Genomic DNA, 12,336 nt, shown 5'->3' on the forward strand with positions numbered 1-12,336 from the left:
TACTGCCTTTAAGTTCGATTGGCGTGTTTGACATCCTGGCCTTACTCAATTTGCTATTTATCGCAGCTTCGCGCGCGGCGATATTCCGAAGACTATCAGTCATGTTATAGTCACTAATATATTCAAGCAAGTAACCACAGTCCTAATTCCGAGTATAAAGTATGTTTTGTGTGATTTATCGTAGTTCTAAACGTGATCAAACCTATTTGTATGTCGAAAAAAAAGACGATTTCTCTCGCGTCCCGGAAGAACTGATGCAGGGCTTCGGCCAGCCGCAGCTGGCGATGCTGTTGCCGCTGGACGGACGAAAGAAGCTTATCAATGCCGATCTGGAAAAGGTAAAACAGGCGTTAAAAGATCAGGGCTATTATTTACAGATGCCACCGCCGCCTGAAAATCTGTTGAAACAGCATCTGGCCGACGTCAAAAATAAGGGCGAATAGTTTTCGCTTCCGGCTAATGTCTGTTCCTGGTTACACAACAAATAAGGGAAAAGTATGTATCAACATCATAACTGGCAGGGTGCGCTGCTGGATTACCCGGTAAGCAAAGTTGTCTGTGTTGGCAGTAATTATGCAAAGCATATCCAGGAGATGGGCGGCGCGACGCCGGAAGAGCCCGTGCTGTTTATTAAGCCAGAAACCGCACTCTGCGACTTGCGCCAGCCGCTGATTCTGCCGCAGGGCTTGGGGTCAGTGCACCATGAAGTAGAGCTGGCGGTGCTGATTGGCGCGACGCTGCGTCAGGCAACGGAAGATCACGTCATGCAGGCTATTGCGGGTTATGGTGTCGCGCTGGACCTCACGCTGCGCGACGTGCAGAGCAAAATGAAAAAGGCCGGGCAACCGTGGGAAAAAGCGAAAGGCTTTGATAATTCCTGCCCGATCTCCGGTTTTATCCCGGCGGCAGCCTTCGAGGGCGACCCGCAAAATACCACGCTGGGCCTGAAGGTGAACGGCGAGGTGCGTCAGCAGGGCTCGACGGCGGATATGATCCACAAAATCGTGCCGCTGATTGCCTACATGAGCCGCTTCTTCACCCTCAAGCCGGGCGACGTGGTGCTGACCGGTACGCCGGAAGGCGTCGGCCCGCTCCACGGTGGTGATGAACTGGACGTGCTGTTTAACGGCTATTCTCTGACAACCCGCGTGCTGTAATCCCTGCTTGCCGCCCCAATCGGGCGGCAAAACTTGCATCCCTGTGCCAGACTGGTTATAAGAAGCACCCTGATTTTTGATGTGGACATCCCGATGAGCGAATTACCTTTCTGGCAGAGCAAGACCCTTGACGACATGACTGATGCCGAATGGGAGTCGCTGTGCGACGGCTGCGGCCAGTGCTGCCTGCACAAGCTGATGGATGAAGACACCGACGAAATTTACTTTACCAACGTTGCCTGCAAACAGCTGAACATCAAGACCTGCCAATGCCGTAACTACGAACGCCGTTTCGACTATGAGCCGGACTGTATCAAGCTGACCCGCGATAACCTGCCTACCTTCGAGTGGCTGCCGCATACCTGCGCGTATCGTCTGCTGGCGGAAGGTCAACCGCTGCCGCAGTGGCATCCGCTGATAACCGGTTCGAAAGCCGCGATGCATGGCGAGCGCATTTCAGTGCGTCATATTGCGGTGAAGGAGTCAGAAGTGCGTGACTGGCAAGACCATATCTTGAATAAACCAGAATGGGCTGACTAACGTCCGATTTCGTGCTTCATTCTCGCTTTTTACGCTTCCGTTAATAAAATCACTCCTTAATTCCTGCACTCTGCCGATAGAGATATTATCGGCATCGGTGTGGGGATGGACATGCGTAGTTCAATAAAGCTGTTAGTACTTGCGGTTATGATCAATCTGGGTGGTTGGGGGTTACTGCTGGTCGCCGGTTATGGCATCGGGACATTGGCGGGGATTTGGTAGGAGAGGGGCCAGCAGCGATAGCATCGCCACTGGCTCAAGCGACAATTAGTGGCCAAACAGGTCGCGGCGTTTCGGTTTAAACGGCTGGGCAATCAGCACCAGCAGCGCCACGATCAGGTAGGCGGCAAAAATACCCACCAGCCACTGCGGCATCTCCAGCGATAAGAATTCCCACTGGCGCACAGAGCAATCGCCGGAAGCGACGAACACCTGAGGCAGCCACTTATCAAGCGGCAGCCAGCTCGGGAAACGGGCCATAAAATCACAGGTCATAAACGGCGACGGATGCAGCTGAATCATCGTGTGTTCCCAGGCCAGCTGCAGCCCGCGGAAGGCGCTATACAGCCAAATCAGCAGCGCCACATAGCGCAGCGGGCTTTTCGGTGCGATAGCGCCGACAATCCCGGCGCCCATCACGCCAAACAGCGCGCAGCGTTCGTAAATACACAGGACGCACGGCTTTAACAGCATTACATGCTGGAACCATAATGCCACTAACTCAAGCGCAAAAGCGGTTAACGCCAGTAATAACCAGGCACTGCGGCCACGTGAGCTCTGGTTTAAATATCGCAACATAATCATTTCCCTGGAACGTGCTTTGAAAACGCAGTGTAAACGAAAACGATAGCCCTGCCATCTGGCTATACGCAATAATTCGTAAATGATGATGCAATGCCCGCGATAAAACCGACGGGCATCGATAAACGCCGCTATATTAGTGGGTTATTGTGGCAAGTACTAATACTCCCTTATTCATCATCCAGTCAATCATCGGCTGCAGGGTAAACTCAACGCACAGCAGGCCGACCAGCGTCAGCACAATCGTATACGGCAACGCCATCCACACCATACGGCCATAGGAAAGGCGGATGAGCGGCGCAAGCGCGGAGGTGAGCAGGAACAGGAATGCCGCCTGACCGTTTGGCGTGGCGACCGACGGCAGGTTAGTACCGGTGTTGATAGCGACGGCCAGCAGCTCGAACTGACGCAGATCGATCGCACCGTTATCGAGTGCCGTTTTGGCCTCGTTGATATATACGGTACCTACGAAGACGTTATCCGAAATCGACGACAGCAGACCGTTAAACAGATAAAACAGCGAACGTTGGGCGTGCGGTGAAGCTTGCAGCACGAAGTCGATAATCGGTGCAAACAGGTGTTGATCGATAATCACCGCTACGACCGCGAAGAACACCGTCAGCAGCGCGGTAAACGGCAGCGCTTCGGTAAACGCCTTACCAATCGCGTGCTCGTCGGTAATGCCGGTAAATGAGGTCGCGAAGATAATCACCGACAGGCCAATCAGCCCCACTTCCGCCAGATGTAACGCCAGCGCCAGCACCAGCCAGACACCGATAATCCCCTGAACGATGAGGCGCATGCTCTCCTGGCGTGAGCGCTGCTTGCGGCTACGCTCGTCGAAATCATGAAGAATTTGACGAACGGGTTCGGGCAGTTCGGCGCCATAGCCAAAGGCTTTAAACTTTTCCAAAAGCAGACAGGTGATCAGGCCGCAGACAAAGACCGGAACGGTGACAGGGGACATGCGCAGGAAAAACTCACCAAAATGCCAGCCCGCCACCTTAGCGATAATCAGGTTCTGTGGCTCGCCGACCATCGTCATGACGCCGCCCAACGCGGTCCCCACACCGGCGTGCATCATCAGGCTGCGCAGGAACGCGCGGAACTGCTCCAGCACCACGCGCGAGTGTTTATCAATATGGCTGTCGTCCAGCAGGTCGTCATCATCCGGTCGCGCGGAAACCACCCGATGATAGATGCTGTAGAAGCCGACCGCGACGCTGATGATCACGGCGACCACCGTCAAGGCATCGAGGAATGCCGACAGAAACGCGGCGGCGAGACAGAAGGCCAGCGACAGCAGCCGTTTACTACGAATGGTCAGCAGCAAACGGGTAAAGATGAACAGCAGCAGCTGTTTCATAAAGTAGATGCCGGCGACCATAAAGATCAGCAGCAGCAGGACTTCCAGATTAGCCGCCACCTCGTTGCGCACGTGTTCAGCGGACGTCATGCCGATAAATACGGCCTCAATAGCCAGCAGCCCGCCGGGAATCAGTGGGTAACACTTCAACGCCATGGCCAGGGTGAAGATAAACTCCACCACCAGTAGCCATCCGGCGACAAACGGATTGATCAAAAACACCAGTGGATTGATCACTAAGAAAATAAGCAGCAGTAATTTGTACCAATCCGGTGACTGACCAAGAAAGTTGCGCCACAGGGCGCGACCGTAAGAGATTTCCATGACAATCGTCTTCCTCCTGAAAAGATGACATTTTTTACCATTAAAACAGATATACCGCCAGAATTCCCCACGGTGTGCACCTTTTCCGTCCGGCCACGAAATATGAAAAATGAAACGGCGATCCCTTTTTAATTCCGTTGCCCTGCTATCTGCTCAATGTTGGCTCTGGTATGATGAGTCCAATTGCAACGCTGTGTAATGGAATTTTTACTATGGTCATTAAGGCGCAAAGCCCGGCGGGTTTCGCGGAAGAGTATATTGTCGAAAGCATCTGGAATAACCGTTTTCCACCTGGGTCGATTCTTCCGGCAGAACGCGAACTCTCTGAATTAATTGGGGTTACCCGTACTACCTTACGTGAAGTGTTGCAACGCCTGGCGCGAGATGGCTGGTTGACGATTCAGCACGGTAAGCCAACGAAGGTCAACAATTTTTGGGAGACATCCGGGCTTAATATCCTGGAGACGTTGGCGCGTCTCGATCATGACAGCGTGCCGCAGCTGATTGATAATCTGCTGTCAGTGCGCACCAATATCGCCACCATCTATATTCGTACCGCATTCCGTCAGCATCCGGAAAAAGCGCTGGAAGTGCTGGCGACAACGCGTGAAGTTGCCGACCATGCCGACGCTTTTGCTGAACTGGATTACAGCGTGTTCCGTGGTCTGGCGTTTGCCTCCGGTAATCCGATCTATGGCCTGATCCTCAACGGGATGAAAGGGCTCTATACGCGTTTGGGACGCCACTATTTCTCCAGCCCGGAAGCGCGTGCGCTGGGCCTGGGCTTCTATCATAAGCTGATTGAGCTGTGTGAGAAGGGCGAGTACGAGAAGGTCTATGAGACGGTGCGCCGCTACGGGCACGAAAGTGGCGAGATCTGGCATCGTATGCAGAAGTCGCTGCCGGGGGATTTATCCCTGCATGGACGTTAACAAAAATCCCCGCCGAAGCGGGGATTTTTGTTTTATGACGGTGAGACATCAGGGAGGTTACTTGCGTAAAGCGGTTTCATTTATCGCTTGTCATCACATTCTTTACAACGCATTTGGCCTTGGTGGGCAGCGTTCCAGCAGCTCAATGCTACCGTCAGCGTTCTGCTGTTCCAGATGTACATCAAACCCCCACAGGCGATGGACATGTTTCAGCACCTCTTTGCGGCCCTTATCCAGCGGTGCGCGGTTATGTGGCACGTAGCGCAAGGTCAACGAACGGTCGCCGCGCAGATTGACATTCCACACCTGAATATTCGGCTCAAGATTACTGAGGTTGTACTGAGAGGAGAGCTGTGAGCGGATTTCCCGATAGCCCTCTTCGTTGTGGATAGCCGAAATCTCCAGATAATTATTACGGTCGTCGTCCAGAACGGTAAACAGCCGGAAATCACGCATGATTTTCGGCGACAGGAACTGGCTGATAAAGCTCTCGTCCTTAAAATCACGCATTGCGAAGTGCAGGGTGGACAGCCAGTCGGAACCGGCGATATCCGGGAACCAGTATTTGTCCTCTTCTGTCGGGTTCTGACAAATGCGCTTAATGTCCTGGAACATGGCAAAGCCCAGCGCGTACGGGTTGATACCGCTATACCACGGGCTATTGTAGGGTGGCTGGAACACCACGTTGGTGTGACTGTGGAGGAACTCCAGCATAAAGCGCTCGGTCACTTTGCCTTCATCGTACAGATGGTTAAGGATGGTGTAGTGCCAGAAGGTCGCCCAGCCTTCGTTCATCACCTGCGTCTGTTTCTGCGGGTAGAAATACTGGCTAACCTTACGCACGATACGCAGAATCTCGCGCTGCCACGGCTCCAGTAGCGGCGCGTTCTTTTCCATAAAGTACAGCAGGTTCTCCTGCGGCTCGGACGGGTAGCGGCGCGTAGACTCGACGGCTTTCTCTTCATCGCGCTTCGGTAGGGTGCGCCACAGCGTATTCACCTGGCTTTGCAGATACTCTTCACGGCTTTTTTGTCGCGCTTTTTCTTCCTGCATTGAGATTTTTGACGGCCGTTTATAACGGTCAACGCCGTAGTTCATCAGCGCGTGGCACGAGTCGAGCAGACGTTCAACTTCATCCACGCCGTAGCGTTCTTCGCATTCGGTAATGTATTTACGGGCGAACAGCAGATAGTCGACGATCGAACTGGCATCGGTCCAACTGCGGAACAGGTAGTTGTTTTTAAAGAATGAGTTATGCCCGTAGCAGGCGTGCGCCATCACCAGCGCCTGCATGGTGATGGTGTTCTCTTCCATCAGATAAGCAATACAGGGGTTGGAGTTAATGACAATTTCATAGGCCAGCCCTTGCTGCCCGTGCTTATACTGGCGCTCGGTCTCAATAAACTTTTTACCAAACGACCAGTGGGGGTAGTTAATCGGCATCCCGACGCTGGAGTAAGCATCCATCATCTGTTCGGAGGTAATGACTTCAATCTGATGCGGGTAGGTATCCAGTCGGTATAGCTTCGCCACCCGGTCGATTTCCGCCAGGTAGGTTTCCAGCAGCGAAAACGTCCAGTCGGGTCCATCGCTCAGACGAGTTGCATCCTTATTCATCGAGTCAATCGTAGCCATTAGCGCGCCCTCATTGTTGGCGACTCTCTCTGTCTGGAGAGCCTCTCTTCAAGAATAGAACACCGCAGAAATTCTGTAACAACCGCGTTTTCTAAACTTCATGATTTATTCATTTTAGTGGCGATATTTTTGCTAGTTCTCAGCATTTTATGCTGACAAAAAATAGCGTGCAGCAGGAGATATCAACTTCGCCGTCACCCCGTAGCATGCGTGCTGTGTGAAGTAAGTCACCATAAAAAAAGCGTATGTTGAATAATATTTTCATCTGGGTTATCAATTTGTAATTAGAAGATTGTTCTTTTACTCATTCTGGACTGGAGTGGCTATGCACATTGTCATACTGGGAAGTGGCGTGGTGGGCGTGACCAGCGCCTGGTATTTAAGTCAGGCGGGGCATCAGGTGACGGTTATCGACCGGGAGGCCGGCCCGGCGCTGGAGACCAGCGCCGCCAACGCCGGGCAAATCTCCCCGGGCTACGCTGCGCCGTGGGCGGCACCGGGCGTGCCGCTAAAGGCGATTAAATGGATGTTCCAGCGCCATGCGCCGCTGGCGATTCGCCTGGATGGCACCGGTTTCCAGCTGAAGTGGATGTGGCAAATGCTGCGCAACTGCGACACTCGCCACTATATGGAAAACAAAGGGCGCATGGTGCGTCTGGCTGAGTACAGTCGCGACTGTCTGAAAACCCTGCGTGAAACCACCGGCATTAGCTATGAAGGCCGTCAGGGCGGTACGTTGCAACTGTTCCGCACCGCTCAACAGTATGAGAACGCGACCCGCGATATCGCCGTGTTGGAAGATGCGGGGGTGCCGTATCAACTGCTGGAAGCTTCGCGTCTCGCCGAGGTTGAGCCAGCGCTGGCGGAGGTTGCCCATAAGCTGACTGGCGGTCTGCGCTTACCCAACGATGAAACCGGCGACTGCCAGTTGTTCACCCAGCGGTTGGCGAAAATGGCCGAGCAGGCGGGCGTGCAGTTCCGTTTCAATACGCCGGTAGACAGCCTGATTAAAGAGGGCGAACGCATTGTCGGCGTGAAGTGCGGCGACGAAGTGGTCAAAGCCGATGCTTACGTGATGGCTTTTGGCTCTTACTCAACCGCCATGCTCAAAGGGCTGGTGGATATCCCGGTTTATCCGCTGAAGGGCTACTCGCTGACCATTCCGATCGTCGAAGAGAGCGGGGCGCCGGTGTCCACGATCCTTGATGAAACGTATAAAATCGCGATTACCCGTTTTGATAACCGTATCCGCGTTGGCGGTATGGCGGAGATTGTCGGCTTTAATACCGAGCTGCTTCAGCCGCGTCGCGAGACGCTGGAGATGGTTGTGCGCGATCTGTTCCCGCGCGGCGGCCACGTGGAAGAGGCCACGTTCTGGACCGGGCTGCGTCCGATGACTCCGGACGGCACGCCGGTGGTAGGCAAAACGGCGTTCAAAAATTTGTGGCTGAATACCGGCCACGGCACGCTGGGCTGGACCATGTCCTGCGGTTCCGGCCAGCTGCTAAGCGATTTGATGTCTGGCAGAATGCCGGCTATCCCCTATGATGATCTCAGTGTCGCACGCTATTCACCGGGCTTCACACCCACTCGCGTGCAGCATTTGCATGGCGCGCACCACTAAGGAGAACGCATGTCACGTCCTGTGCTCGCCAGCATCGATCTGCAGGCGCTGAAAAACAATCTGGCTATTGTCCGACGCGCTGCGAATGGGGCCCGCGTCTGGTCGGTGGTGAAAGCGAATGCCTACGGCCATGGCCTTGATCGGGTATGGAATGCCCTGAAGGAAACCGACGGTTTTGCGATGCTCAACCTCGAAGAGGCGATTTTGCTGCGTGAACGCGGCTGGAAAGGGCCGATTCTGTTACTGGAAGGTTTTTTCCATGCCGACGAACTGGAACTGTTTGATAAATATCGGCTGACTACCAGCGTGCACAGCAACTGGCAGCTTAAAGCGCTCCAGAATGCCCGTCTGCACGCGCCGATTGATATCTACCTGAAGGTAAACAGCGGCATGAACCGTCTCGGTTTTGCACCGGAGCGAGTGCAGACGGTCTGGCAACAGCTGCGCGGTATGAAAAACGTCGGTGCGATGACGCTCATGTCGCACTTTGCGCAATCGGAAAACACCGACGGCGTAACTGAACCGATGCGCCTGATCGAGCAGGCGGCTGAAGGACTGGACTGCCCACGTTCATTAGCCAACTCGGCGGCGACGATGTGGCATCCGGAAACCCATTTTGACTGGGTGCGGCCCGGTATTGTGCTCTACGGCGCGTCACCCTCTGGCCAATGGCAGGACATCGCGAATACCGGCCTCAAGCCGGTGATGACGCTGAGCAGCCAGATTATCGGCGTGCAGAACCTCAAACCCGGCGATGCGGTGGGCTATGGCAGCCGCTATCGCGCAAAAGAGGAACAGCGCATTGGTATTGTCGCCTGCGGTTACGCCGACGGCTACCCGCGCATTGCCGCCAATGGCACTCCGGTGCTGGTGGATGGGATCCGTACCGGTACGGTTGGCGCTATCTCGATGGATATGCTGGCGGTGGATTTAACGCCGTGCCCGCAGGCCGGAATTGGTACCGCCGTTGAGCTGTGGGGGCAGGAAATTAAGATTGATGAAGTGGCGGCCAGCGCGGGCACCGTCGGCTATGAGCTGATGTGCGCGCTGGCACCGCGAGTCCCCGTTGTGACGGTGTAACGTTTATGCGTTTGCCCGGTGGCGCTGCGCTTACCGGGCCTACAGCCGTTTGCTACTCTCGCAAGCCAGCGCCATCGGGCAACAACCAGGCTACTCCGATTCTTCCTCGGCCACCCGCACGCCGACTTTCAACACCTGATTCTCTTCTTTTTCCGCGACCGTCCATATCATCCCGGCAAACTCCACCTGGTCGCCCACCACCGGCGCTGCGCCGAGCAGATGCTCGACGATATCGCCCAGAGACTGCTGGTTATCGCGGAACTCTTCCCCGCCGTCGAGGCCGTAAATCAGCGCCACGTCGGCAAACTTGGCGCCAGCTTCCAGAATAAAATCACCAAAGAAGCGCTGATCCAGCGATATCGGCGGCGACTGGCTAAACAGCTTGCCCAGCAGAGGCAGGTCGCGCTCGCGGCCAATCACGCACAGAATGTCATTTTCCCGCAGGCGGGTGCTGCCGGTAGGGTGCAGCAGCGCATTATCGCGAAACAGGGCGGCAATACGCGTTTCCGGCGGCATATGCAGGTCGCGCAGCGCCGCGCCCACGCACCATTTTTCGGCGCTAAGCTGATAGACAAACTGCTCCCACGGGTTCTCCGGGTGAATATCCAGCCCCACGCGGGAGATAGGCCAGCCGATCGGTGGCACCACCACTTTGGCTTTCTTCGCCGCCCACGACAGCGAGGTGCCCTGCAGCAGCAGTGAAATCAGAACCACGAAGAAGGCGACATTAAAGAACAGCCGCGCATTCTCGAGGCCTGCCATCATCGGAAACACCGCGAGGATGATCGGTACCGCGCCGCGCAGGCCAACCCAACTGATAAAGGTGCGCTCGCGCAGGTTAAAGCCGCGGAACGGCAGCAACCCGGCGAAAACGGAAAGCGGACGGGCGATGAAGATCATCCAGATAGAAAGCAGCAGCGCCGGTATGGCTATCGGCAACAGATCGGACGGCGTGACCAGCAGCCCCAGCACGAGGAACATCGCAATCTGCGCCAGCCAGGCCAGGCCATCGAAGTTTTGCAGAATACCAAAGCGGTTACGGATTGGCCGGTTACCCAGCAGGAAACCGCACAGGTACACCGCCAGGATACCGCTGCCGTCAAGCGTGGTGGTGACGGCAAAAATCATGATCCCGCCGCTCAGCGCCAGCAGCGGATACAGCCCGGCGGGCAGCGCGATACGGTTGATCATTTGCAGCAGCAGATAGCCGCCGCCAAGACCAATCACGATCCCCAAACCGAACTGCTGAATAATATGCACGAGGAACATCCAGCTCAGGCCCGTTTCATGCTGCTGGATCATCTCAATCAGCGTGATGGTCAGAAACACCGCCATCGGGTCGTTACTGCCGGATTCAATCTCCAGGGTGGAGCCCACGCGTTCGTTTAGCCCTTTGCCGCCAAGCAGCGAGAACACCGCCGCCGCATCCGTGGAGCCGACAATCGCGCCAATCAGCAAACCTTCCATCATATCCAGCTTAAACAGCCAGGCCGCCATCATCCCGGTGAGCCCGGAGGTGATGAGTACGCCGAGCGTCGCCAGCGAAAGCGCCGGGCCGAGCGCCACGCGAAAGGAACTGGCCTGGGTACGCATCCCGCCATCCAGCAGGATCACCGCCAGCGCGAGGTTACTGACCATATACGCGAAAGGGTAGTTGTCGAACGGAATGCCGCCAATGCCATCAACGCCTGCGAGCATGCCAATGGCTAAAAAGATAACCAGTATCGGGATGCCGAGGCGGGAAGAAAATGAGCTTAAGAGAATACTGCAGGTTACTAAGACCGAACCCAAAATAAAGAGACTAATGACTGCCGTGGCGTCCAATGTTCACGCACTCCCCTAATCGTGCTTGCTGGTAACAAAACGTTACCATAATTAGGGCGCGAACATTGGACTAATAAGCGGTATTTATTGTTTTTTATTCACTTAAGACGGGATGACCGCTCAGCGTGAGCATTGAATGACCGGATGCGTGGGTTAACTGTGCCTGTGCGCCCAGCGCCAGGGTCACCGTGCGCTGCTCATGGCCGAAATCGAGCCCGGTGATCAACGGGATTGGCAAACGTGAACGCAGGTAATCATACATGGCGTTCAGATCGTAGCCTGCGTCGTAATCATTCGGCGCCGCGCCGGTAAAACTCCCCAACACAATGGCTCGCTGACGCGACAAAATGCCCGCGTGCAGCAGCTGTAGCAGCATGCGTTCGACGCGGAACGGATGTTCGTTGATGTCCTCGAGCACCAGAATGCCATCGCGGATCTCCGGGAGCCACGGTGTGCCAATCAGCGAAACGATCATCGCCAGGTTGCCGCCCCACAGCGTCCCCTCAGCTTCACAAGCCGGGCCGTTGCCCTGCCATTCCACGGAATAGGTCGGATTTTTCAACGCCAGCCAGAAGTGCCGTTCGGTGAAGTCGTTCAGCGTTTCGGCGCCAAAGTTACCGGCCAGCATCGGCCCGCTAAAGGTGACGACATTGCCCAGGGCCAGCAGCCCCATCTGGATAACGCTGAAATCGCTGTGGCCGCAAATAAGCAGGGGATCGCGCTGCTGGCGAGCAATCAGCCCCTGCCAGTCGATGCGCTCAAGTAAACGGCTCGCGCCGTAGCCGCCGCGTACCGGCATGACAATCTGATTTTTCCCGGCCAGCGTCACAAGACCGTTAAGATCGCTCAACCGTTCGCTTTCTGAACCGGCGAAACGACGGTCGCGACGGGCGATAACCTGCTGATGAGCGACCTGATGTCCGGCCTCTTCTAATCGCGATACCCCGCGCAGCGCGGCGGATTGGTTAATGCAGTAGCCGGAAGGGGCGATAAGATGAAACTGGGACATGGCATTTCCTTGCAGAGTACGAAACGAGTATCATGCCGCCTGAG

At 55.4% G+C, this 12,336-nt stretch carries 11 protein-coding genes and 1 pseudogene; 7 read left to right on the plus strand and 5 right to left on the minus strand.

The window, feature by feature from the left end; translation table 11 throughout:
* Positions 1-161: 161 nt before the first annotated feature.
* From ACW14G_RS15290 to ACW14G_RS15300, 3 genes are all read left to right on the plus strand, one after another.
* Positions 162-443, plus strand: coding sequence for a YcgL domain-containing protein (locus tag ACW14G_RS15290; protein ID WP_163449266.1), 282 nt, complete (start codon positions 162-164; stop codon positions 441-443).
* Positions 444-497: 54 nt separating this feature from the next.
* A complete protein-coding gene (locus tag ACW14G_RS15295) occupies positions 498-1,157 on the plus strand; it encodes a fumarylacetoacetate hydrolase family protein (protein WP_249023120.1) in 660 nt (219 codons plus the stop codon).
* A gap of 93 nt (positions 1,158-1,250) precedes the next feature.
* Entirely contained in the window at positions 1,251-1,697 is a 447-nt protein-coding gene (locus tag ACW14G_RS15300; protein ID WP_163449264.1) for a YcgN family cysteine cluster protein, read from the plus strand.
* Between the two features lie 267 nt (positions 1,698-1,964).
* On the opposite strand, the gene dsbB is transcribed toward ACW14G_RS15300, so the two are convergent.
* Both dsbB and nhaB read right to left on the minus strand, forming a co-directional pair.
* Positions 1,965-2,495: a disulfide bond formation protein DsbB gene (gene dsbB, locus ACW14G_RS15305; RefSeq protein ID WP_249023121.1), complete on the minus strand. Its 531-nt coding sequence runs from the start codon at positions 2,493-2,495 to the stop codon at positions 1,965-1,967.
* A gap of 139 nt (positions 2,496-2,634) precedes the next feature.
* Positions 2,635-4,188 carry a Na(+)/H(+) antiporter NhaB gene (gene nhaB / locus ACW14G_RS15310; protein ID WP_163449262.1) on the minus strand — a complete coding sequence of 518 codons (1,554 nt, stop codon included), beginning with the start codon at positions 4,186-4,188 and terminating at the stop codon, positions 2,635-2,637.
* A 212-nt stretch (positions 4,189-4,400) separates the two neighbouring features.
* Here nhaB and fadR point away from each other — a divergent pair, with 212 nt between their 5' ends.
* Positions 4,401-5,120: a fatty acid metabolism transcriptional regulator FadR gene (gene fadR / locus ACW14G_RS15315; RefSeq protein WP_163449261.1), complete on the plus strand. Its 720-nt coding sequence runs from the start codon at positions 4,401-4,403 to the stop codon at positions 5,118-5,120.
* 102 nt (positions 5,121-5,222) lie between these two features.
* Here the strand turns inward: fadR and ACW14G_RS15320 are convergent, their stop codons facing one another.
* The gene (locus ACW14G_RS15320) at positions 5,223-6,755 is read right to left on the minus strand and encodes a SpoVR family protein (protein WP_455648669.1); all 1,533 of its coding nucleotides are present in this window, start codon (positions 6,753-6,755) and stop codon (positions 5,223-5,225) included.
* 325 nt (positions 6,756-7,080) lie between these two features.
* On the opposite strand from ACW14G_RS15320, the gene ACW14G_RS15325 reads away from it, so the two are divergent.
* The 3 genes and pseudogenes from ACW14G_RS15325 to ACW14G_RS15335 form a co-directional block, all read left to right on the plus strand.
* Positions 7,081-8,379, plus strand: coding sequence for a D-amino acid dehydrogenase (locus ACW14G_RS15325; RefSeq protein ID WP_167575607.1), 1,299 nt, complete (start codon positions 7,081-7,083; stop codon positions 8,377-8,379).
* Between the two features lie 9 nt (positions 8,380-8,388).
* Positions 8,389-9,459, plus strand: a complete 1,071-nt coding sequence (gene dadX / locus ACW14G_RS15330; protein ID WP_249023123.1) for a catabolic alanine racemase DadX — start codon at positions 8,389-8,391, stop codon at positions 9,457-9,459.
* Positions 9,460-9,477: 18 nt separating this feature from the next.
* Positions 9,478-9,612: pseudogene (locus ACW14G_RS15335) on the plus strand (hypothetical protein); the annotation flags it as partial.
* Here the strand turns inward: ACW14G_RS15335 and ACW14G_RS15340 are convergent.
* Entirely contained in the window at positions 9,550-11,283 is a 1,734-nt protein-coding gene (locus ACW14G_RS15340; protein ID WP_249023124.1) for a potassium/proton antiporter, read from the minus strand. The pseudogene ACW14G_RS15335 and the gene ACW14G_RS15340 sit on opposite strands and share 63 nt — an antisense overlap.
* Positions 11,284-11,377: 94 nt before the next feature.
* Entirely contained in the window at positions 11,378-12,292 is a 915-nt protein-coding gene (gene ldcA / locus ACW14G_RS15345) for a muramoyltetrapeptide carboxypeptidase (RefSeq protein ID WP_249023125.1), read from the minus strand.
* Between the last annotated feature and the right edge of the window lie 44 nt (positions 12,293-12,336).

The organism is Kluyvera sp. (assembly GCF_965301105.1).

Excerpts from the sequence above, each read along its gene's own strand:
- ACW14G_RS15290 (WP_163449266.1), top strand. The coding sequence starts at position 162 with ATGTTTTGTGTGATTTATCGTAGTTCTAAACGTGATCAAACCTATTTG.
- ACW14G_RS15295 (WP_249023120.1), top strand. The coding sequence starts at position 498 with ATGTATCAACATCATAACTGGCAGGGTGCGCTGCTGGATTACCCGGTA.
- ACW14G_RS15300 (WP_163449264.1), top strand. The coding sequence starts at position 1,251 with ATGAGCGAATTACCTTTCTGGCAGAGCAAGACCCTTGACGACATGACT.
- dsbB (WP_249023121.1), bottom strand. The coding sequence starts at position 2,495 with ATGTTGCGATATTTAAACCAGAGCTCACGTGGCCGCAGTGCCTGGTTA.
- nhaB (WP_163449262.1), bottom strand. The coding sequence starts at position 4,188 with ATGGAAATCTCTTACGGTCGCGCCCTGTGGCGCAACTTTCTTGGTCAG.
- fadR (WP_163449261.1), top strand. The coding sequence starts at position 4,401 with ATGGTCATTAAGGCGCAAAGCCCGGCGGGTTTCGCGGAAGAGTATATT.
- ACW14G_RS15320 (WP_455648669.1), bottom strand. The coding sequence starts at position 6,755 with ATGGCTACGATTGACTCGATGAATAAGGATGCAACTCGTCTGAGCGAT.
- ACW14G_RS15325 (WP_167575607.1), top strand. The coding sequence starts at position 7,081 with ATGCACATTGTCATACTGGGAAGTGGCGTGGTGGGCGTGACCAGCGCC.
- dadX (WP_249023123.1), top strand. The coding sequence starts at position 8,389 with ATGTCACGTCCTGTGCTCGCCAGCATCGATCTGCAGGCGCTGAAAAAC.
- ldcA (WP_249023125.1), bottom strand. The coding sequence starts at position 12,292 with ATGTCCCAGTTTCATCTTATCGCCCCTTCCGGCTACTGCATTAACCAA.